18 protein-coding genes and 1 pseudogene are annotated in these 20,815 nt (G+C 62.8%); 12 read left to right on the forward strand and 7 right to left on the reverse strand.

Features of this window, described 5'->3' with window-relative positions:
* Window positions 1–6: 6 nt before the first annotated feature.
* Complete coding sequence (gene sthA / locus BQ8482_RS10510; protein ID WP_123147631.1) at window positions 7–1,395, reverse strand: Si-specific NAD(P)(+) transhydrogenase; 1,389 nt, start codon at window positions 1,393–1,395, stop codon at window positions 7–9.
* Window positions 1,396–1,703: 308 nt separating this feature from the next.
* Here sthA and BQ8482_RS10515 point away from each other — a divergent pair, with 308 nt between their 5' ends.
* The 3 genes from BQ8482_RS10515 (at window position 1,704) to BQ8482_RS10525 (ending at window position 4,092) form a co-directional block, all read left to right on the forward strand.
* Window positions 1,704–2,174 (forward strand): RDD family protein, encoded by a 471-nt coding sequence (locus BQ8482_RS10515; protein WP_123147568.1) that lies wholly within the window; start codon window positions 1,704–1,706, stop codon window positions 2,172–2,174.
* Window positions 2,175–2,310: 136 nt separating this feature from the next.
* Window positions 2,311–3,075 (forward strand): arginyltransferase, encoded by a 765-nt coding sequence (locus BQ8482_RS10520; protein WP_095491336.1) that lies wholly within the window; start codon window positions 2,311–2,313, stop codon window positions 3,073–3,075.
* A gap of 120 nt (window positions 3,076–3,195) precedes the next feature.
* Window positions 3,196–4,092 (forward strand): DMT family transporter, encoded by an 897-nt coding sequence (locus BQ8482_RS10525; protein ID WP_123147569.1) that lies wholly within the window; start codon window positions 3,196–3,198, stop codon window positions 4,090–4,092.
* Here the strand turns inward: BQ8482_RS10525 and BQ8482_RS10530 are convergent.
* Together BQ8482_RS10530 and parC are read right to left on the reverse strand one after the other, a co-directional pair.
* Window positions 4,080–5,288 carry an AI-2E family transporter gene (locus BQ8482_RS10530; RefSeq protein WP_123147570.1) on the reverse strand — a complete coding sequence of 403 codons (1,209 nt, stop codon included), beginning with the start codon at window positions 5,286–5,288 and terminating at the stop codon, window positions 4,080–4,082. The two genes, BQ8482_RS10525 and BQ8482_RS10530, sit on opposite strands and share 13 nt — an antisense overlap.
* A gap of 259 nt (window positions 5,289–5,547) precedes the next feature.
* Window positions 5,548–7,800 carry a DNA topoisomerase IV subunit A gene (parC, locus tag BQ8482_RS10535; RefSeq protein WP_123147571.1) on the reverse strand — a complete coding sequence of 751 codons (2,253 nt, stop codon included), beginning with the start codon at window positions 7,798–7,800 and terminating at the stop codon, window positions 5,548–5,550.
* A gap of 255 nt (window positions 7,801–8,055) precedes the next feature.
* Here parC and BQ8482_RS10540 point away from each other — a divergent pair, with 255 nt between their 5' ends.
* Window positions 8,056–9,246, forward strand: coding sequence for a hypothetical protein (locus BQ8482_RS10540; RefSeq protein WP_123147572.1), 1,191 nt, complete (start codon window positions 8,056–8,058; stop codon window positions 9,244–9,246).
* 236 nt (window positions 9,247–9,482) lie between these two features.
* Here the strand turns inward: BQ8482_RS10540 and aspS are convergent, their stop codons facing one another.
* Window positions 9,483–11,273: an aspartate--tRNA ligase gene (gene aspS, locus BQ8482_RS10545; protein ID WP_165848511.1), complete on the reverse strand. Its 1,791-nt coding sequence runs from the start codon at window positions 11,271–11,273 to the stop codon at window positions 9,483–9,485.
* A gap of 199 nt (window positions 11,274–11,472) precedes the next feature.
* The gene (locus BQ8482_RS10550) at window positions 11,473–11,943 is read right to left on the reverse strand and encodes a GNAT family N-acetyltransferase (RefSeq protein ID WP_133254739.1); all 471 of its coding nucleotides are present in this window, start codon (window positions 11,941–11,943) and stop codon (window positions 11,473–11,475) included.
* A gap of 514 nt (window positions 11,944–12,457) precedes the next feature.
* Between BQ8482_RS10550 and BQ8482_RS10555 the strand changes: the two genes are divergently transcribed.
* From BQ8482_RS10555 to rnd, 7 genes are all read left to right on the forward strand, one after another.
* Window positions 12,458–12,790: an ArsR/SmtB family transcription factor gene (locus BQ8482_RS10555; protein WP_244602724.1), complete on the forward strand. Its 333-nt coding sequence runs from the start codon at window positions 12,458–12,460 to the stop codon at window positions 12,788–12,790.
* Window positions 12,777–13,244 (forward strand): SRPBCC family protein, encoded by a 468-nt coding sequence (locus BQ8482_RS10560; RefSeq protein ID WP_165848505.1) that lies wholly within the window; start codon window positions 12,777–12,779, stop codon window positions 13,242–13,244. The genes BQ8482_RS10555 and BQ8482_RS10560 overlap by 14 nt, the downstream gene beginning before the upstream one ends.
* On the forward strand, window positions 13,234–13,593 hold the full coding sequence (locus BQ8482_RS10565; RefSeq protein ID WP_123147576.1) for a TfoX/Sxy family protein: 360 nt from the start codon (window positions 13,234–13,236) through the stop codon (window positions 13,591–13,593). Before BQ8482_RS10560 ends, BQ8482_RS10565 begins: the two co-directional genes overlap by 11 nt.
* Window positions 13,590–14,042 (forward strand): hypothetical protein, encoded by a 453-nt coding sequence (locus BQ8482_RS10570; protein WP_123147577.1) that lies wholly within the window; start codon window positions 13,590–13,592, stop codon window positions 14,040–14,042. The genes BQ8482_RS10565 and BQ8482_RS10570 overlap by 4 nt, the downstream gene beginning before the upstream one ends.
* Before the next feature lie 87 nt (window positions 14,043–14,129).
* Window positions 14,130–14,633: a DUF3280 domain-containing protein gene (locus BQ8482_RS10575; protein WP_123147633.1), complete on the forward strand. Its 504-nt coding sequence runs from the start codon at window positions 14,130–14,132 to the stop codon at window positions 14,631–14,633.
* A gap of 166 nt (window positions 14,634–14,799) precedes the next feature.
* Window positions 14,800–16,062 (forward strand): MFS transporter, encoded by a 1,263-nt coding sequence (locus BQ8482_RS10580; RefSeq protein WP_123147578.1) that lies wholly within the window; start codon window positions 14,800–14,802, stop codon window positions 16,060–16,062.
* Between the two features lie 75 nt (window positions 16,063–16,137).
* Window positions 16,138–17,289, forward strand: a complete 1,152-nt coding sequence (gene rnd, locus BQ8482_RS10585; protein ID WP_123147579.1) for a ribonuclease D — start codon at window positions 16,138–16,140, stop codon at window positions 17,287–17,289.
* A 41-nt stretch (window positions 17,290–17,330) separates the two neighbouring features.
* Here rnd and BQ8482_RS10590 read toward each other — a convergent pair whose 3' ends face one another.
* Window positions 17,331–17,873, reverse strand: a complete 543-nt coding sequence (locus tag BQ8482_RS10590) for a hypothetical protein (RefSeq protein WP_165848506.1) — start codon at window positions 17,871–17,873, stop codon at window positions 17,331–17,333.
* Between the two features lie 25 nt (window positions 17,874–17,898).
* Window positions 17,899–19,401 carry an IMP dehydrogenase gene (gene guaB, locus BQ8482_RS10595; RefSeq protein ID WP_123147581.1) on the reverse strand — a complete coding sequence of 501 codons (1,503 nt, stop codon included), beginning with the start codon at window positions 19,399–19,401 and terminating at the stop codon, window positions 17,899–17,901.
* Between the two features lie 844 nt (window positions 19,402–20,245).
* Here guaB and BQ8482_RS10605 point away from each other — a divergent pair.
* Window positions 20,246–20,636, forward strand: a pseudogene (locus BQ8482_RS10605) (MFS transporter); the annotation flags it as partial.
* Window positions 20,637–20,815 lie beyond the last annotated feature (179 nt).

Below are 20,815 nucleotides of genomic sequence, written 5' to 3' on the forward strand. Positions count from 1 at the left end.
GTCGCCCTATGCCTGCCCCATCCGGTTCCAGGCATCCAGCCCGGCGATCTTGTAGGCTTCGGCCAGCGTCGGATAGTTGAAGGTGTTGTTGACGAAGAAATCGACGGTGCCACCGAGATTGATCACCGCCTGGCCGATATGGATCAGTTCGGTCGCGCCCTCGCCGACGATATGCGCGCCGAGCAGCCGGCGCGTTTCGATCGAGAACAGAAGCTTCAGGAAGCCGGTGTTGACGCCCATGATATGGCCGCGCGAGGTTTCGCGGAAGCGCGCCACGCCGACCTCATAGGCGCCGCCGCTCTCGCGCACCTGCTCCTCGGACTGGCCGACGGTCGAGATTTCCGGCACGGCGTAGATGCCGTAGGGAAAGGTTTCCGGCGGCGGCGGCAAGGGCACGCCGAAGGCATGGCAGGCGGCCACCCTGCCCTGTTCCATCGAGGTGGAGGCGAGGCTCGGAAAGCCGATGACGTCACCGGCGGCATAGATGTTCGGCGCGCTGGTCCGGAAGGTCTGCGAATCGACCTTGATGCGGCCCCGGGAATCGGCCTCGATGCCGACCGCGTCCAGGCCGAGCGCGCCGACATTGCCGGTGCGCCCCGCGGCATAGAGCACCATCTCCGAGCGTATGGTGCGGCCGTCGGCAAGCGTCACCTCGGCGTAGTCGGGTTTCGAGGCGATCTCCTTGGTCGCACTGCCGAGCCGGATCGTCATGCCGCGATCGCGCATCTGATGGATGAAATCGTCGACGATCTCGCGGTCGACGAAATCGAGGATGGTGTTGCGCGGCTCGACCAGCGTCACCGGCACGTCGAGCGCCGAAAAGATCGTCGCGTACTCGACGCCGATGACGCCGGCGCCGATCACCGTCAATGTCCGCGGCAGGCGCTCGAGTTCCAGCATCTCGTCGCTGTCGAAGACACGGACCTTGTCGAAAGGCACGTCGCGCGGCCGGTGCGGGCGGGTGCCGACCGCGATCAGCGCATGCGCAAAACCGACTTCGCTGTAGTCGCCGGTGTCGGTCGTCAGGCTCGCTCTGTTGGGCCCGAGAAACTTGACCGCGGCGCGCGCGCTCTTGACCGTGTTACGCATGAACTGGTGTTGCAGCACCTCGACCTCGTGATCGAGCGTCTTGTGCAGGCGTTCGATCAGATCGCCGACCGAAATGTCCTGCTTGACCCGGTAGCCGCGTCCGTAGAAGCCGCGCTCGCGCCAGCCGGAGAGGTTGAGCACGGTTTCCCGCAGCGTCTTCGACGGGATGGTGCCGGTATGCACGGACACGCCGCCAAGACGCCGGCCCCTGTCGACCACCAGCACGGTTTTGCCCAGCTTGGCCGACTGCACCGCGGCGCGGCGCCCGGAAGGCCCGCTGCCGATGACCAGCATGTCGTAGTCCATGTCGCCCTCGCCCTGGCGCATGACCCCGAAAACCGGTTTCGGTTTTCGGAAAGGGGATCATGCGCCGATTCAAAGTACTAGAGCGTCCTTTGCGCGTCCAAAAGGACGCGTCGCGCTCTAGGCGCGCTTTGCTGCGCTGCAGCAAACTAACGCCATCGGCGCTGCAAATTCAACCGATTCGGGCTGTACCCGGCGCTGTTTCCCCCGCATGCCGCGGAAACGCCCGATCTTGATTCCGCCGCAAGACTTCACCATTTCAACATCAGGCGGCCCGCAACCTATGCTGGGCCTGATTACGAGGAAATGACATGAACGCGCGCGTTCTCGACGGCGAAATCATCACCTCCAGGCTCGACGATATCCGGGCCTATGACGGCGTGCGCACGCGGCGTGTCCTCGCCTTCATCATCGACTACTGCATCGTCGCGCTGCTTACCATTCCGTTCGCGATCCTGGTGTTCTTGCTCGGGATTTTGACGCTCGGCCTCGGCTGGATGCTGTTTTCCGTTCTCGTGCCGGCCGTCGCCATCCTCTACATCTGGAACACGCTCGGCAGCGCCGACCAGGCCACCACGGGCATGAAGATGATGGGAATCCGGCTCGACCGTCTGGACGGCACCCGTATCGACGGGCTGACGGCGGTAGTGCACTCGGTGCTGTTTTGGGCGGGCAACGTCATCCTGACGCCGCTGGTGCTTCTGGTGTCGCTGTTTGCCGACCGCAAGCGCACGCTGCACGACCTGCTGCTGGGCACGGTGGTCAGCCGCAGTGACCGCTGAGACAGCTTTTTCACGAGTCCCGCGAGCATTTGTGTGCAAAGTGAAGGCTCCGATGCCCACGCTTTCACAATCCTGTTGAATTTTTCGCCGTGCGCGCCAAAGGTATGATGATTCGCAGGAGTGTTTCCAAGGTTCGATGACGCACCATCCTACCCAGTCGCCGCAGTTCTTCCTGACCGCGCCGTCGCCGTGCCCGTATCTTGAGGGCCAGTTCGAACGCAAGGTGTTCACGCATCTGGTCGGCGACAAGGCGCCGGAGATGAACGACCTGTTGACGCAAGGCGGCTTCCGGCGATCGCAGAACATCGCCTACCGGCCGGCCTGCGAGACCTGCCGCGCCTGCGTTTCGGTGCGCATCCTGGCCCAGGAATTCACCGCAAGCCGCAACATGAGGCGGGTGATACAGCACAATTCAGACCTGATCGGCGCGATGCACGACGCGCAACCTTCCACCGAGCAGTATTCGCTGTTCCGCAGCTATCTCGATGCCCGCCACCGCCGCGGCGGCATGTCCGACATGACGGTGCTCGACTACGCCATGATGGTCGAGGACACGCATGTCGACACCAAGGTCATCGAGTACCGGCGCCGCGGCCCCGACAGCTTCATCACCGGCAAGGGCCAGGGCGAGCTGATCGCGGTGGCGCTCACCGACAAGATGGCCGACGGCCTGTCGATGGTCTATTCCTACTTCAATCCGGACTTCGAGGACCGCTCGCTTGGCACCTTCATGATCCTCGACCACATCGCCCGCGCCAGGGCGATGGGCCTGCCCCATGTCTATCTCGGCTACTGGGTCAATGGCTCGCGCAAGATGAACTATAAGATGCGCTTCATGCCGCAGGAGCATCTCGGCCCGAAAGGCTGGGAACGCTACGACCACGAAGCGGTTTCGCGCTGAATAGTTTCTCCAAAATCCGATCTTAAACTGTTTCCAGGGAGCGCCTGCTGGCCTTTCCGCTTGGCGGGAGAGTGTGCAATAGCGCGGCTGGCCGCCTCCAAATTCATTGCGAGAACTGCCATGTCGTCCCACAACGATCACCAGAAGGGCCTTCTCATCACCGCCATCGGCGGGCTGACGCTGACCATCGACATTCCACTGATCCGGCTCGCCGACGGCGGCGCATGGACGATCCTCCTGCTGCGCACCGGCACCACCTTGGTCGCGGCGCTGATCATCTGGGCCGTCTGGCGCTCGCTGAGCAGGAACGCGCCGCAGCTCATCCCCGGCTGGTCGGGGCTCGTTGTCGCCATATGCTACGGGCTGACCTCGGTCACCTTCATCACCAGCATCTATTACACCACGACCGCCAATCTGGTCTTCATCCTGGCCTTCAACACCGTGTTCGCGGCGCTGCTGTCCTGGCTGTTCCTGAAGGAGCGGCCGCGACTGGTCACCGTGGTCGCGATGCTGGCCATGATCCTCGGCGTCGCGATCATCGTCGGCGACTCGATCGGCACCGGGCACCTGTTCGGCGATCTTATGGCGCTGTGCTCGGCTTTCTTCATCGCGCTGGCCATCACCATCTCGCGTGCCAGCGGCAAGGACATGGGGTTCACATCGCTGATCGGCGTGATCCTGCCGCTGGCCGTCGCGGTGTTCATGGTCTCAGGCGAAGGCGTTCAGGTGAACGCGCCGTGGTGGATCATCTTCAACGGCGCCGTCATCATGCCGATCTCGTTCTTCTGCCTCGCCAACGGACCGAAATATATTTCGGGGCCGGAAGTGGCGATGTTCTATCTGCTCGAAACCGTGCTGGCGCCCGTCTGGATGTGGATGATCTTTGCCGAGTCGCCGTCACGCAACAGCCTGATCGGCGGTGCGATCCTGATCGTCACGCTGGTCGCCCATTCACTGTGGCAGCTGCAAGAGGGGCGCAAGCGCCGCGCAACCCTTGCGGTCCGTCACCCGGCCTGAGACTTCTTCTCGGCAACGATTTCGATTTGCGGCGGCGCCCCCTCCAGCTCCACCGGTGCTGCGGGGGCAAGTTCGTCGGCCAATTCCACCTCGCGCAGCCATTCGCGCCATATCGCGACCAGCAATGCCATCAGCACCGGGCCGATGAACAGGCCGAGAAAGCCCATCGTCTTGACGCCGCCGATCAGGCCAAAAAAGGTCGGCAGGAACGGCAGCTTTATCGGGCCGCCGACCAGTTTCGGGCGCAATGTCTTGTCGACGATGAACAGTTCGACAGCCCCCCAGATGAACAGCGCCAACCCGGCCATCGGCGAGCCGCTGGCGGCGAGATAGATCGAAACAAGCGTGAAGGACAGCGGTGCGCCGCCAGGGATCAGCGCCATGATGCCGGTCAGGGCGCCGAGCGTCACAGGCGACGGCACGCCGGCCAGCCAGTAGGCCACGCCCAGCACCACCCCCTCGCCGATGGCAATAATGGTCATGCCGGTTACTGTCGAGGAAATCGTCGCCGGCACGACGCGTGAAATCCGTTCCCACCTGGTCGGCAGGATGCGTTCGCCGAGACGATCGACCTGCCCGGCGAAATGCTCGCCGTCCCGATAGGCAAAGAACAGCGCGATCATCATGAACAGCAGCGCCAGCAGAAGGCCGAAGGCGCTGCCGCCGGCGGCCAGCACGCCGCGATAGATGCTGCCGATGTTGGCGCCGCTGATCAGCTGGATCAGTTCGCCGATGCCGCCGGGATGGCCGAGATTGCGCGTCCACTGCTCGTTCAGCCAGTCGCCGACCACGGGCAGCGTGGCGATCCAGTGCGGCGTCACCGCGCCTTCGCGGTTGGTCTCGATCGCCCAGCCGACCCATTCGCGGACTTCGTTGCTGGCGTAGGCGCCGGCGAGCGCGATCGGCACCACCAGGAAGGTGAGAATGAACAGGATCGCCAATGTCGCGGCGATCGTGCGGTTGCCGCCGACAGCAGCGAGCAGCCGCCGATAGAGCGGCCAGCTGGCAAAGGCGATGACCAGAGCGGCCAGCACCGGGACCAGGAAACCATGAAAGAAATAGACCCCGGCGGCAACGATCAGCACCAGGAGCCAGCGCGCCGCCGACAGCGGCGGAATCACGGCGGATCTGACCGGCGTCGACAGGCCGAACAGGCGCTGCTGCCCTTCCGGTTTCCGAACTCTAGTTTCTTTCAAATGCCTATTTCTCCCAAACGCGTCGCCTTATGTAGCGATGCTTATGCACCGACATAGTGCAGCAATCGTGACGACATTCCAAATGTTTGCATGGAGGCGCTAATCTCCCCCCTTGAGGGGGAGATGTCGCCGAAGGCGACAGAGGGGGTCGGGACGTTCAGACGCGACCTCTTATTGCGAACAGGGGAGGCTGGCGTCTTACGCGCGGCGACCCCCTCTGGCCTACGGCCATCTCCCCCTCGAGGGGGGAGATTAGCAACTACCCGAATTTCCCCGTCCTCGGGAATCCCTTCGGCACCATGCGTCCGGCCGAGGCTCGGGCACCGATCCATTCGACCAGCTCTTCACGTGATTTGATGAAGGTGCGGTCAGCCGAATCCTGCCAGGACAGACCGCTGGCGAGCGTGAAGGTCTTGAGATCGAGGACGCCGCCATCCTTGTATTTCTGCAGGCGAACGCCCTTGCCGCGACCCATCTCAGGGATCTCAGCGAGCGGGAAGACCAGCATCTTGCGGTTCTCGCCGACGATGGCGAGATGGTCGCCGGCGACCGGCACACAGCGCTGGGCCTCATCGGGCGCCTTGACGTTCATCACCTGCTTGCCCTTGCGGGTGTTGGCGACGACCTCTTCTTCCGGCACGATGAAACCATTGCCGTCATGCGACACCAGCAGCAGCTTGCGCTTGGGATCATGGACAAAGGCGGTGACGATGTCCTGGTCGTTGTCCATGTCGACGATGATGCGGATCGGTTCGCCGTGGCCGCGTCCGCCCGGCAGCCGGTCGGCGCCGATCGTGTAGAACTTGCCGCCGGTGGTGAAGACCAGCACCTTGTCGGTGGTCTGGGCGTGGAAGGCGAGCTTGAGGCTGTCGCCCTCCTTGAAGGTCAGCAACGAATGATCGGTCAGGTGACCTTTCATCGCCCTGAGCCAGCCCTTTTCCGAAACGACCACTGTGACCGGCTCGCGCTCGATCATGGCATGGGCGATGTCGGTCAGGTCATGTTCGGGCGCGTCGGCGAACTGGGTCCGGCGCCTGCCGAGCGCTGTCTCCGGTCCGAATTTCTCGCGGATGCTGGAGACTTCCCACTTGATCGTCGACCACTGCCTGGCGTCGGACGCAAGCAGCGTCTCGATCTGCTTTTTCTCGATAGTGAGGCCGTCGAATTCCTTGCGGATCTCGAATTCCTCGAGCTTGCGCAGGGCCCTCAGCCGCATGTTGAGGATGGCTTCGGCCTGGTTGTCGGTGAGCGACCAGCGCGCCATCATCACTTGCTTGGGCTCGTCCTCCTCGCGGATGATCCTGATCACCTCGTCGATGTTGAGATAGGCGATCAGATAGCCGGCGAGGATCTCCAGCCGCCTTTCGATCTCGCCGAGGCGATGCCTGGAGCGGCGGATCAGCACCTCGCGGCGGTGCTCCAGCCATTCCTTGAGCACGCCTTTAAGCGACAGCACGTTGGGTATCTTGCCGCGCGACAGGACGTTCATGTTGAGCGGAAAGCGGCTTTCAAGCTCAGTCAGCTTGAACAGCGATTCCATCAGGATGCCGGGATCGACCGAACGGCTCTTCGGCACCAGCACGACGCGGACGTCTTCGGCGCTCTCGTCGCGGATGTCTTCGAGCAGCGGCAATTTGCGCGCCATCAGAAGCTCGGCGATCTTTTCGATCAGCCGCGCCTTCTGGACGCCGTAGGGGATTTCGGTGACGACGATGCTCCAGGTGCCCCTGCCCTGGTCTTCCTGGCTCCATTTCGCCCGAAGGCGGAAACCACCGCGACCGGTTTCATAGGCTTCGAGGATCGAGGCACGGCTATCGACGATGATGCCGCCGGTCGGGAAATCCGGACCTTGGACGAAGTCCATCAATGTCGTCACCGGTGCATCCGGATGCTCGATCAGATGCAGGGCGGCGTCGCAGAGCTCGGCGGCATTGTGCGGCGGGATCGAGGTCGCCATGCCGACGGCAATGCCGGACGAGCCGTTAGCGAGCAGGTTTGGGAAGGCGCCGGGCAGCACGACCGGCTCCTCGTCCTCCTCATTGTAGGTCGGCCGGTAGTCGACCGCATCCTCGGTGATACCGGACAGCAGCTCGGTCGCCACGTCGGTCATGCGCGCTTCGGTGTAGCGCATGGCGGCGGCGTTATCGCCGTCGATATTGCCGAAATTGCCCTGCCCGTCGACCAGGGGGTAGCGCATCGAAAAATCCTGCGCCAGCCGCACCAGCGCGTCGTAGATCGACTGGTCGCCATGCGGATGGAACTTGCCCATCACTTCGCCGACGATGCGGGCGCATTTGGCGAACCCCTGGTCGGGGTTGAGCCTGAGCAGCCGCATGGCATGCATGATGCGGCGATGGACCGGCTTCAGCCCGTCGCGCACATCCGGCAGCGCCCGGTGCATGATGGTCGACAGCGCATAGGCGAGATAGCGCTCTTCCAGCGCTTTCTTCAGATCGACCGGCTCGATGTTGTCGCCACCGCCATCGCCAGGCGGTAAAAGCCTTTTTCCCATGGGCTGGAACTAGCCGAGCGGGTGATTCGCGGCAAGAGGCGCTGAATGCGCCGCCCCTTCCGCAACACGAACTGGATGCCGACCAACATCAATCGGTTACATCCCGGCTCTAAGGCAATGGATCGGATTTGCCTTTCGCAGTGATTTTCGACCATTGTGCGGGAGAACGCCTTTTTCCCGTCCAGTTCGTCACGGAAGGGTGACGGCGCAACGAATTGAAAAGACAATCTTCAGGACACGCTCAGGGGACTCGCGATGACGATCAGACGCTCGACACTCAACAAACTTGCTTTTTCGACGTTTTTGCTGACGCTGCCGCTGAACGCGGCGTTGGCGCAGGATGCGGCGGTCGCCGACCGGCTGAAGGCGGCTCTCGCCGCCCAGGGCGTCGACATCTCCTGGACCGGGGTGACGGGCGATGCCTCCAGCATGGTGTTGCAAGGCGTGGCGTTCAAACCGGCGGCCGAAAAGGAAGCGTTCAAGATCGGCGACATCAAACTCGAAGGCGTGACCGAAGCCAATGGCGGTTATGAAATCGAAACCGTCTCGACTTCGGCATTCCAGCACAGCGAAGACGGCGTCACGCTCGACCTCAGCCCCTTCGTCATCCACGACATGACGGTTCCGGCCGACGGCGCCACAGGCCCGCTGGGTTCAATGATGATGTATAAATCGGCCGAACTCGACAACATGACGGTCAAGGTTGCCGACAAGACCGCATTCTCGATGGACGGGCTCGCCATCGAAATCACCCCACCGGCCGACGGCAAGGCGATGGAATTTTCCGGGACCACGGAAAAGTTCAACGCCGACCTGACGCTGGTCGAGGACCCGAAGTCCAAGGACGTGATCAACGCGCTCGGTTACCAGAACATCACCGGGAACCTTAAAATGGAGGGCACCTGGCAGCCTGCGGACGGCAAGATGGAGCTGTCGAAATACGACATCTCCGTCGACAATGCCGGAACGCTCGGCATGACCTTCGGACTCGGCGGCTACACGCTTGACGTCATCAAGTCGCTGCAGGAGATGCAGAAGAAAATGGCGGCTCAGCCCGAAGGCGCCGACAATTCGGCGCAAGGCATGGCCATGCTCGGTGTCCTGCAGCAGCTTTCGTTCAACAGCGCTTCGATCCGCTTCGACGACGATTCCTTGACCAACAAGGTGCTGGACTATGTCGGCAAGCAGCAAGGCATGTCCGGCAAGGACATCGCCAACCAGGCCAAGGCGATCGTGCCTTTCGGCATGGCGCAGCTCAACAATCCCGAATTGACGACGCAGGTGTCGGCGGCGGTCGGCAAATTTCTCGACGATCCGCAAAGCCTCGAAATCCTGGCCGAGCCGCCGGCAGCGGTGCCGTTCGCCATGATCATGGCGGGCGCTATGTCCAACCCGCTCGACCTGCCGAAGACGCTTGGCGTGACGGTCAAGGCGAACGAGGACTGACCGGAGCGGGGGGCGTCAGCGCCGCCCCTCATCCGCCTGCCGGCACCTTCTCCCCGTATAGTGACGGGGAGAAGGGAAATGGCCGCGACCTTGGCGCCCATTTTTGCGACGCTGGCAGCTGGCGAAATCATTCGTGACAGCGTCTTTCTCCCCGTCACTATACGGGGAGAAATGCCCGGCATGGCAATGAGGGGCAGCGCAAACCGACAGCGTTTAGAGTCGGTTGCGGGAGGTTTTTAACCCTCTTTCTTGGTCACCGCGACGCGCAGCGACAATTCGCGAAGCTGCTGTGGGCTCGCTTCCGACGGCGCGCTCATCAGCAGGTCGTAGGCCTGCTGGTTCATCGGGAACATGGTCACTTCGCGCAGGTTCCTGGCGCCGACCAGCAGCATGACGACGCGGTCGATGCCGGCCGCCATGCCGCCATGCGGCGGCGCGCCATACTGGAAGGCGCGGTAGAGGCCACCGTAGCGCGCCTCAACCGTCTCGCGATCCAGGCCGACGATCTCGAATGCCTTGACCATCGTTTCGGGCAGATGGTTGCGGATGCCGCCCGAGGCGATCTCGAAACCATTGCAGACCATGTCGTACTGGAATGCCTTGATCCCAAGCAAATCCTCGCCGTTGAGCGCCTCGATGCCACCCTGCGGCATCGAGAACGGGTTGTGGCCGAAATCAACGAGCTTCTCGTCCTCGTTCCATTCGTAGAAGGGGAAGTCGACGATCCAGCACAATTCGAAACGGTCGCGGTCGACGAGGTTCAGCTCCTCGCCGGCGCGGGTGCGCGCCGCTCCCGCGAACGAGACGAATTTCTTCGGGTCGCCGGCGACGAAGAAGGCGGCGTCGCCATCCGCAAGGCCAAGCTGGAGGCGAATCGCTTCGGTGCGCTCCTCGCCGATGTTCTTGGCGAGCGGACCGGCGCCTTCGAGCTTTTCGCCTTCCTTGCGCCAGAAGATGTAGCCGAGGCCCGGCTGGCCCTCGCCCTGCGCCCACGAATTCATGCGGTCGCAGAAGGCGCGTGAACCACCGGTCTTGGCCGGAATGGCCCAGACTTCGGCCTTCGGGTCGCTGGCAAGGATGTTGGCGAACACCTTGAAGCCGGAATCGCGGAAATGATCGGAGACCGCCTGCATCTCGATCGGGTTGCGCAGGTCCGGCTTGTCGGTGCCATATTTGCGCATGGCGACGTCATAGGCGATGCGCGGGAACTCCTGCGTCACCGGCTTGCCGGCGGCAAAGGTCTCGAACACGCCCCGCATCACCGGCTCCATTGTCGCCAGAACGTCGTCCTGCTCGACGAAGCTCATTTCCACGTCAAGCTGGTAGAATTCGCCCGGCAATCGGTCGGCGCGCGGGTCCTCGTCGCGGAAGCAAGGCGCGATCTGGAAGTAACGGTCGAAGCCCGAAACCATGATCAATTGCTTGTATATCTGCGGTGCCTGCGGCAGCGCGTAGAAGGTGCCAGGATGGATGCGCGACGGCACCAGGAAGTCGCGCGCGCCCTCAGGCGACGACGCGGTCAGGATCGGCGTCGAGAATTCGGTGAAGCCGACCTCGCCCATGCGCTTGCGCATCTCGGCGATGATTTTCGTGCGCGCCATGATGTTCTTGTGGAGCGTGTCGCGGCGCAGGTCGAGGAAGCGGTATTTGAGGCGGATATCCTCGGGATAGTCCGGCTCGCCGAAGACCGGCAGCGGCAATTCCTTGGCCGCCGACAGCACTTCGATCTCGCGCGCGAAAACCTCGATCTCGCCGGTCGGCAGGTTGGCGTTGGCGGTCTCGGCCAGGCGCGCCTTGACCTCGCCGTCGACCCGGATGACCCATTCGCCGCGCACGGTCTCGGCAATCTTGAAGGCCGGCGAATCCGGATCGGCGACGATCTGGGTCAGGCCATAGTGGTCGCGCAAATCGATGAACAGCAGGCCGCCATGGTCGCGTACGCGATGCACCCAGCCCGACAGGCGAACGGAAGAGCCGACGTCGCTCTTCCTCAACTGGGCACAGGTATGGCTGCGGTAACGATGCATTGTCATTGGTAGGTCCGGATGTTTGATTGCGGCCAAGGCATGATAGCCCGGCCCGAAAATTTGCGCGAAAAGCACATGAGAGGCCGCCTTTGTCAAGGCAGGCGGCGCACGGGCAGCATCTCGGTTCGAAGTTCGGCTTCGAGCCTAAGCGGTCATCGCTCGGAATGAGCCCTGGTCCAGCATCAACCGCCAATGGTGGTTAGCGGGTGAAGCGCGCACCATCGCCAAGCGTGGCAACCCCGCACACAACAGCGGGATCGCGACGAAGTCCACATGATTCCACCATTCGTCGGGACGGTAGATTCGAGGCCGATACGAGCTCATAAATGTGCGTCGCATGCAAATCGCGAACCACACTGACGATCATGCGAGCGTTGATGTAGTTGCCAAGCCCTCGACCCCTCTGCGATTGCGCGACCGCAACCAGCCCGCCCCATGCATATCGGTGATAGGCGCTATGGGAATTGTGAGCCAGGTAGCCATGCGCGGTTGCCACGACGGTCCCCGTCTCGTCACCCACCACTACCGTCGTCGCCGGCCCCAGGGTTCCGGCAAGCAGCGACCCCGAAAACGGAACCACGCCCAACGCCGCCATGAAGGCCTGGATGCGGATCGTATACTCACCATCCGGCTCGGCCGCCATGTCTTGATCGAGAAGTCCATCGGGCAATCCCCGGCCGATAATCGCCTCCGATGCCGCCAGGGCACTTGCCTGGTCGGCGGAGAATACGTCCCAGGAATCGAAACGGAAGCCCCCTTGGCCAATCGCGACTTGAGCTCATCCGCCTTGCTTGCAGGTATCATACGAAAGCCGCAGATGCCGTCGCGATTGAGTATCTTGTCGATCATTTCCCACCCGAACCGGTCGGGATCGTCGCACCCCCATAGTGCGCCCGGTCTGGCACGCGCCGGGGGTTGCATTGATGAAGTCGAAACTCGCCTCAGCTTGAGCTTGCAGACGCTGCTGAACCTCTGTGCCGAAATAGCCTGACATGGGAAGCCCCCCTGCGTGACGTGCCCGGTGGAGTATAGCAAGCACGGTGGAATATACAGCCAGGCTGCTTCCTGCTGGAACCAGCCGGGCCCCCTTCAGGGTATGACGCAGCGCGCAGAGGGGATTTTCGGCCTTGCACGTCCTTGCATTTGCCGCTCGAATGACGTATAGCCATATGGCTATGCAAAGGGTGGCCAGTCTCGATCGAACGTTTCACGCTTTGGCGGACGGGACCCGTCGCTCAATGATTCATACGCTCGCTCGAGGCGAGGCCAGAAGCGCCGGCGAACTCGGCCGCCAATTTCGCTCTACCCAGCCGACGATCTCCAAGCACCTGAAGGTGCTGGAGCAGGCCGGGCTTATTGAACGCGCCATTGAGGGGCGTGTTCATCAGTTCCGGTTGCGCCGAGAGCCTCTGCAGGATGCGCAGGCATGGATCGCGCGCCATCAGGCATTCTGGACGGGTGCGGTCGAGCAGCTCGATCGCCTTTTGTCGGAGGGCGCAAACGATGACCATCGATAAGACCGTCGCCGAAGTGCGCAGACGTTTCAGCGCCGCGCCCGAGGAAGTTTTTGCCGCCTTTGCCGAGGCCGAGCTGGTCGGAAGATGGCTGAAGCCGGCACCGGAGATCACACTCGCCGTCCTGCAGTTCGAGTTCCACGTCAATGGCGCCTATCGCTTCGCCTACCAGCGGCAGCAAGGAGAAATCGTCATCGTCGGTGGCGCTTTTCTATCGATCGAGCAGCCTGCGAAGATCGTCTTTTCGTGGATAATCGAGCCGCCGGACGAGCATGCAGGCATCGAGTCCGAGGTGACGGTGATCATCACGCCGGACGGCGCCGGCAGCGAACTCGTCATCCGCCATGAAAAGCTTACGCGCAGCGACGCGATCGTGCGTCACGCCGTCGGCTGGCGTGGTGCTCTGGATCAGTTGACCGCGTTGCTCGAAGCACAGGATTTGCAGCATGACCGCTGACGAGCTTGCCGCAAGCGTGCGTGCCGATCTCGCGGGCGTCGGTGATATTCGCGAAGTCAAGATGTTCGGCGGGCTAGGTTTCATGCTGAACGGCAACATGATCGCGGCTGCGTCCCGGCGCGGTCTGCTGGTTCGCGTCGGCAAGGACCGCCAGCACGAAGCGCTAGCCGAGCCCGGAGCGATGGAGATGAGAGGCCGGGTGATGGAAGGCTACATCTACGTCGACCCCCCGGCGCTGACCGGTGAAGCAGTCGGCAGGTGGCTCCGACCGGCGATCGCCTTCGTGCAGACCCTGCCGCCAAAGCTGCCCGGCCAAAAGCCGCCTCGGACGAAAGGAAAACGGGAATGACACGCTTCTTCCTTGGTGTTCTTGCCTATGTCGTGCCGACATTCGCGCTCGGATTTGTCTGGCATCTGATCCTTTTCGAGCGCACCTACGCGGAGCTTGCGATCTATCGCAGCAACATCATCATCCCGTTTGGTTTCTTGTCGATGCTGATCCAGGCAGTCCTTTTCGCCTGGGTCTACGAACAGGCGTTTGCGCGGCGGAGCGGTACATTTCTGTCGCGCGGACTGGTCTACGCAGCCTTCGGCGCCGTTCTGTCGTGGAGCTTCACCACGCTCGCCGTCGCCGCAAAGAACGTGATGGCGTCGGTCCCAGACTACCTCACGATCGAGACGGCATTCACGGTCGTGCAGTGGTTGCTCGTCGGGCCGCTGACCGCCTATGCCCTCGGTCGATCCTCCTCACGGGACGAGCAAGTCGGGGTGTCGGAAGCTCAAGGCCTGACCGACTGACGGAACGCGACTGCTATCTTCTGCCTTGATCGTGATTAGGCTGGTCAAGCCGTGTACAATGGCTGTCACATTGACGGGAGGATGACCATGCGCGTTCGCACATTGACTGTCCTGATGACGCTGCTTGTTGGCACCTGCGCATTTGCACACGCTCAGACAAAGCCGATGTCAATCGAGGTGTTTCCTTTCGAATTGGAAGACAAGAGCGCTGGCGCCGGAATAATTCCGCCGGATGAACACGATAGGCGCTATCTGTCCGAGTCGGCACAAATGGCGAAGGACATGCTCTCCCAGTCCGGGCGCTTTACAGTCGTTGAAGTGCCCGCGAGTGATATGCAGGCGGCTGCTCCGCATGGGTTGCGCAACTGCGGGGGTTGTGAGGGCAAAATTGCCAAAGAGCACGGCGCGTCTCTTGCCTTGCTAGGCGTCGTAACGCGCATCAACCGAACAGAGCATACCATGTTCATTCGCATCCTCGACGCTGAAACCAGGAAACCTGTTTCCCAAGGCTTTACCGATCTTCGCATGGGTGCGAATTACGCGTGGCCCCGCTCCGTGAAATGGCTGATGACAAACAGAATTCTGCGGTAGGGCGGACAGCCACCCGAGTGCGCCATCGGCAGCGCGAAAGATCGCCCCTCAGCTAAAAATCAAAATGAGAAACTGATTGTCGGTGCTGGCCTGCTAACCGCCGGGAATTGCCGCTGGCATTGGCGCGGGCGATGGTTCAAGAAGGGTCAACGACAGGCCTTCCTTCATGTCCTCCATGCGCCCGCTGATCCCGCTCCTTATCGCCGCCGGCATCCTGCTCGGCGGCAACGGCCTGCAAAGCACCCTGATCGCGCTGCGCGGCGCGCAGGAGGGGTTTTCGGCCTCGACCATCGGCCTGATGGGCACGTTCTATTTCGCCGGCTTCCTGCTCGGCTGCCTCGCCGTCCCCCGCATCATGAAGGCCGTCGGCCATGTCCGCGCCTTTTCCGCGCTGGCGGCGATCGCTTCGGCGGGAACATTGCTTTTGGTGCTGGTCGTCGACCCGGTCATGTGGTGCGCGTTGCGCCTCGCCGGCGGGTTCTGCTTCGCTGGCCTGTTCACCATCATGGAAGCCTGGCTCAATTCCGGGGCCGCTAACAAGGACCGCGCCCGGGTGCTGGCCATCTACCGGATGGTCGACATCGGTTCGGTCACGGGCGCACAGTTCCTGATCCCGATCGTCGGCGCCGGCGGTTTCGCCATCTTCGCCGTCATGTCGATCATGATCACGCTGTCGCTGGTGCCGGTGTCGCTCGGCGACCGCTCCAACCCGACCTCGCCGGAAGACGTCAAGCTCGACCTGGCCCGCGTCTGGCGGATTTCGCCGCTCGGCTGCTTCGGCTGCATTGCCGTCGGTGTCACCAACAGCGCCTTCCGCACATTGTCGCCGGTTTACGCTGAACAGATCGGCATGTCGGTCACCGACGTCGTCACCTTCGTCAGCGTCGGCATCTTCGGCGGCGCCATCATTCAGTATCCGCTCGGCTACCTGTCCGACCGCTGGGACCGGCGTTCCGTGCTGCTGATAACGACGTGCTGCGCGCTGCTTGCATCGCTGGCGCTGGTATTCTGGGCGCGCAGCGACCCGTCCCTGAACTTCGTGATCGTCTTCATCTTCGGCTGCTTCGCCATGCCGCTCTACTCGCTATCGGCGGCGCACTCCAACGACCGCGCCGACAAGGGCGAGTTTGTGCTGATCAACGCGGCGCTGATGCTGTTCTATTCCTTCGGCGCCATTGGAGGGCCGTTCGCCGCGTCGACGGCGATGCAGTATTTCGGGCCAAGCGCACTGTTCGTGTTCACCGCCACCGTCTACGCCGTCTTCGTCGTGGTCATCCTGTACCGGATGCAAGTGCGATCCGGCGTGCCGGCCGGCCATCGCAGTCGTTTCATCGGCCTTTTGCGCACATCGACGGTGTTCGCCCGGCTGGCCAAGCGCAACGATGATACCGACGGGCCTGCGAATGATGACGGCCCGATAATGTCTTGAACCGGGGCTGCGGCTTGACGAAAGCCCGCGCGGCTGAAATTGAAGGAGACCTTACCCTTTGCCAAAAGCGATTTGATGCACGTCATCACCACCCAAGAAGAACTTGAGACCGCTCTCGCCGCGTTCGAAAAGTCGGATTTCGTCACCGTCGACACCGAATTCATTCGCGAGACGACCTTTTGGCCAATCCTCTGCCTGATCCAGATGGCGGCGCCCGGGGTGACGGCGCTGATCGATCCGCTGTCACCCGACATCGACCTGAAGCCGTTCTTCAGGCTGATGGCCAACGAAGCCATCGTCAAAGTCTTCCATGCGGCGCGCCAGGATATCGAAATCATCGTTCATCTCGGCGATCTGGTTCCGCATCCGGTGTTCGACACCCAGGTGGCGGCGATGGTCTGCGGCTTCGGCGACAGTGTCTCCTATGACCAGCTCGTCCAGAAGATCACCGGCGCTCGGCTCGACAAGTCCTCACGTTTCACCGACTGGCGCCACCGGCCGCTTTCCGAGAAGCAGCTCGACTACGCGCTTGCCGACGTCACCCATCTGATCGAGGTCTACCAGCACCTCAGCGCCGAGCTGGTGCGGGAAAACCGCGCGCACTGGCTGAACGAGGAGATGGACGTGCTGACCGCGCGCGAAACCTACGACCCGCATCCGGAGGACGCCTGGAAGCGGCTGAAGATGCGGCTGCGCAAGCCGCAGGAGCTGGCGATCGTGCAAGCGGTGGCCGCATGGCGCGAGCGCGAGGCGCGCGAACGTGACGTGCCGCGCGGCCGGGTGCTCAAGGACGACGCCATCTACGAGGTGGCGCAGCAGGCGCCGCGCGATGCGGCTGCACTCGGCAAGCTGCGCACCACGCCGAAAGGCTGGGAACGGTCGGCGACGGCAACGGCGCTGCTGGGCGCGATCAACACCGCGCTTGCCTTGCCCAGGGAAGAGATGCCGAAGCTGCCGAAGAGTTTTCAGCCGCCCGAAGGCTCCAATGCCGCCGCGGAATTGCTGAAAGTGCTGTTGCGGATCGTTGCCGAAAAGGAGGGCGTCGCTTCGAAGGTGCTGGCCTCCAGCGACGACATCGACCGCATCGCCTCGGAGGGCGAGGCCGCCGACGTGCCGGCTTTGCAAGGCTGGCGACGCGCCGTGTTCGGCGAGGCCGCGCTCAAACTGGTGCGCGGCGAGATCGCGATCAAGTTCGACAAGCGCAAGATCGCTCTGTTCGATTTGTAGCGTTCGCCCATTCCTTCTCCCCTTGTTGGTGAAGAAGGGAGTCAACGCTGGCGCGGCCGACCGGCCAGGTGGAAAACCGCAATGACGATCACCGGTATCGCCAGAAGCGCGAATTTGTTGACGATCAGTGCCGAGGCAAACGACAGCGAATCCGGATTGGCCGACAGGAAATCGGAGAGCAGGCGGGCCACCGCGATGTTCTGCGCATAATCGGCAAGCGTGTAGGGCAGCACCAGGACAAGCGCGAGCAGCGACTGGAACTGCGCGGACAGAGCCCGGAAGGTCTTCAGCCGCCGCCCGGTGGCCAGGATCAGGCTGACCAATGTCAGTGACAGCAGCGCCGGGAACAGCAGGTCGAAGGTCAGGTAGTGCCAGACCAGGATGATCTCGCTGCCGCGCCGGCCGAGCGCCGTCAGCCAGGCCATGCCCTCGTCCGGGGTGAAACCGGTCAAGCGCAAATCGAGCGACGGCAAGCCGCCGCTCAGCTGGCGGAAATAGAGGAACTCCATCGCCGTCATGGCGACGAAAACCGCCACGCAGACAAAACAAAGTGCTGCAGCGTGGCGTGACAGCCGCAGCATCATTGCTGTCAGGCTTCGTGCGAGCTGGTTAGGCTCCGCCGGGGTAATTCGGGCTTTCGCGGGTGATCGTGACGTCATGGGCGTGGCTTTCACGAAGTCCGGCGTTGGATATGCGTACAAAGGTGGCGCGATCGCGGAAATCGGCAAGGTCGCGCCCGCCGACATAGCCCATAGCGGCTTTCAGGCCGCCGGCAAGCTGGTGCAGCACGCCGGACACAGGTCCTTTGTAGGGCACCTGTCCTTCGATGCCTTCCGGCACCAGTTTCAGCGTGTCGCGCACCTCGGCCTGGAAATAACGGTCGGCGGAGCCGCGCGCCATGGCGCCGACCGAGCCCATGCCGCGATAGGCTTTGAACGAGCGGCCCTGGTGCAGATAGACTTCGCCCGGGCTTTCGTCGGTGCCGGCCAGCAGCGAGCCGATCATGGCGGCACTGGCGCCGGCGGCGAGCGCCTTGGCGAGATCGCCGGAATATTTGATGCCGCCGTCGGCAATGACCGAGACGCCCGACTTCTGCGCCGTCTCGACCGCCGACATGATCGCCGAAAGCTGCGGCATGCCGACGCCGGCGACGATGCGGGTGGTGCAGATGGAACCCGGTCCGATGCCGACCTTGACGGCGTCGGCGCCGGCATCGATCAGCGCCAGCGTGCCTTCTGATGTGGCGACGTTGCCGGCCAGGATGCGGACCGAATTGGAGAGTTTCTTGGCCCGCGTCACCGCATCGAGCACACGTTGCGAGTGACCATGCGCGGTGTCGATCACCAGAAGGTCGACGCCGGCATCGATGAGCCGCTCGGCGCGCTCAAAACCGTCATCGCCGACGCTGGTGGCGGCCGCCGCGCGCAAGCGCCCCTGCACGTCCTTAGTGGCGTGCGGATTGAGCTGCGACTTCTCGATGTCCTTGACGGTGATCAGCCCGACGCAATTGCCGTCGCTATCGACCACGACCAGCTTTTCGATGCGGTGCTGATGCAGGAGCCGCTTGGCCTCGTCCTGATCGACGTTCTCCTTGACCGTGATCAGGTTCTCGCGGGTCATCAGCTCGTAGACCTTCTGCGCCGGGTCGGAGGCGAAGCGCACGTCGCGGTTGGTCAGGATGCCGACCAGCCGGCCGACCGTGTGCCCGCCGGCGCCGCCATTCTCGACTACGGGAATGCCCGAGATGCTGTAGGTGCGCATCAACCCCAGGGCGTCGGCGAGCGTCGCGTCGGGGCCGATGGTGACGGGGTTGACCACCATGCCGGATTCGAATTTCTTGACTTGCCGCACCTGCTCGGCCTGTTCGGCCGGCGAGAAATTGCGATGGATGACGCCGATGCCGCCGGCCTGGGCCATGGCGATGGCCAGACGCGCCTCGGTGACCGTATCCATGGCGGCGGACAGGATCGGCACGTTGAGGTCGATGTCGCCGGCGATGCGGGTGCGGATATCGGTCTCGCCGGGCATGACCTCGGAATGACCCGGCTGCAGCAGCACGTCGTCAAAGGTCAGCGCCAATGCGCCCGTGGACGTTTCGATAATCTTTGCCATGGCCAGCCCTCGGAATGCATGAAAAGCGCTGGACCGGATGGACAGCGCCGACTCGTCTTCTTCCCTTTCAGGATTGGCGCTGGCTCGTAACACGTCCTGTCGCCGATGAAAAGCCGATTGCTTGTGCACACGACAGGGCGACGAACTCAGCTTGACGCCTTTTCGCGGTGACGGACTGGTGACCGGCATTACCGCTGCTCGGCGCGGTAGAGACGCGGGCTCAGGGCAATCGCTTCAGGATTGCGCCGCCCGTTTCGCGCTCAGTGACGGAAGGCTTCCCAAATAATTGACCCGAGTATCAGAACAAACATAACAGCTACCCCACGTTTTAGAATTGGAGTGAGCCCGTATTTCTCGTACGCCTGCTGTGGATCGACGCGGAAGTCCTCTTGGAATTCGAGTTCAGTTCTCTTTTGCGGGCTCAACTCAGTTGGCTTTCTTTTCCACATCTGGTGCTCCCTAGATTCGATAGCGCGCGCACTGCCGCTGCCATCATCGCCCGTGGGCAAGAGATGTCCATAGACATCAGCCGTCCTTGTCTCCCCCGAGGAGCAGCCCGAAGCGATCATCCCGGACGCGGGCTCGCGAACTTCTTGCTTTGTGACGGCAACTATGCTAGGAATTTATTCATGGTGCTGATTTGCGCCAGCGACCCGCCGCCGACGCGGGTTTTTTATTTGGGCGCCATTCTTCGCCGGCTCCGAACTGGCACGGCTGCCAAGGTCGCACAAATATGACAGCAAGTTAAGGCGACATCCAACGCAACCCGTGGTAACCGCCCTGCCTGCCGGCTTGCCCCCTGGACCGGCAATCGGCGGTCAACAATCGAATCCGGACGCGCTCCATGAACCGCACCATTCCGCTCATCCTGGCGGTCGCCGTTTTCATGGAAAACATGGATTCGACCGTTATCGCGACGTCGCTGCCGGCGATCGCCATCGACCTCCAGACCAGCCCGGTCGCGCTCAAGCTGGCGCTGAGCCTATCTGGTATCGCTGGCGGTGTTCATTCCGATCAGCGGCTGGATGGTCAACCGCTTCGGCGCCAAGACCGTGTTTCGGGCGGCGATCGCCGTGTTCATCGTCGGTTCGGTCGCTTGCGCGGTGTCCAATTCGCTGCCGGCTTTCGTGCTGTCGCGCTTCCTGCAAGGGATTGGCGGCGCCATGATGACGCCGGTGGGACGGCTTGTGCTGGTGCGCGCCACGCCGAAAAGCGAGCTTGTCGCCGCCATGTCGGCGGCCGCATCGCTGTCATTCATGCGGCCGGCGCCGGACGCCGGCAACGCCGTATCGGGATATGGCGGGCTGACTACGCCCAGGACGCTGGAGGTGTCTGGTCCGCAGGGCGGTTGAGGAGTGGCGGTCCAGCGCTGGCGGGACAGCACCCCCCTCTGGCCTGCCGGCCATCTCCCCCT

Origin of the sequence: Mesorhizobium delmotii (assembly GCF_900149755.1) — a bacterium.
In the GTDB taxonomy this organism is placed as follows: Bacteria; Pseudomonadota; Alphaproteobacteria; order Rhizobiales; family Rhizobiaceae; genus Mesorhizobium; species Mesorhizobium delmotii.

Coding starts and splice junctions, on each gene's coding strand:
- BQ8482_RS10525 (WP_123147569.1), top strand. CDS start 3,196: ATGTCGTCCCACAACGATCACCAGAAGGGCCTTCTCATCACCGCCATC.
- BQ8482_RS10560 (WP_165848505.1), top strand. CDS start 12,777: ATGACCATCGATAAGACCGTCGCCGAAGTGCGCAGACGTTTCAGCGCC.
- parC (WP_123147571.1), bottom strand. CDS start 7,800: ATGGGAAAAAGGCTTTTACCGCCTGGCGATGGCGGTGGCGACAACATC.
- BQ8482_RS10520 (WP_095491336.1), top strand. CDS start 2,311: ATGACGCACCATCCTACCCAGTCGCCGCAGTTCTTCCTGACCGCGCCG.
- BQ8482_RS10570 (WP_123147577.1), top strand. CDS start 13,590: ATGACACGCTTCTTCCTTGGTGTTCTTGCCTATGTCGTGCCGACATTC.
- guaB (WP_123147581.1), bottom strand. CDS start 19,401: ATGGCAAAGATTATCGAAACGTCCACGGGCGCATTGGCGCTGACCTTT.
- BQ8482_RS10515 (WP_123147568.1), top strand. CDS start 1,704: ATGAACGCGCGCGTTCTCGACGGCGAAATCATCACCTCCAGGCTCGAC.
- rnd (WP_123147579.1), top strand. CDS start 16,138: ATGCACGTCATCACCACCCAAGAAGAACTTGAGACCGCTCTCGCCGCG.
- BQ8482_RS10580 (WP_123147578.1), top strand. CDS start 14,800: ATGTCCTCCATGCGCCCGCTGATCCCGCTCCTTATCGCCGCCGGCATC.
- sthA (WP_123147631.1), bottom strand. CDS start 1,395: ATGGACTACGACATGCTGGTCATCGGCAGCGGGCCTTCCGGGCGCCGC.
- BQ8482_RS10575 (WP_123147633.1), top strand. CDS start 14,130: ATGCGCGTTCGCACATTGACTGTCCTGATGACGCTGCTTGTTGGCACC.
- BQ8482_RS10565 (WP_123147576.1), top strand. CDS start 13,234: ATGACCGCTGACGAGCTTGCCGCAAGCGTGCGTGCCGATCTCGCGGGC.
- BQ8482_RS10540 (WP_123147572.1), top strand. CDS start 8,056: ATGACGATCAGACGCTCGACACTCAACAAACTTGCTTTTTCGACGTTT.
- aspS (WP_165848511.1), bottom strand. CDS start 11,273: ATGCATCGTTACCGCAGCCATACCTGTGCCCAGTTGAGGAAGAGCGAC.
- BQ8482_RS10590 (WP_165848506.1), bottom strand. CDS start 17,873: ATGATGCTGCGGCTGTCACGCCACGCTGCAGCACTTTGTTTTGTCTGC.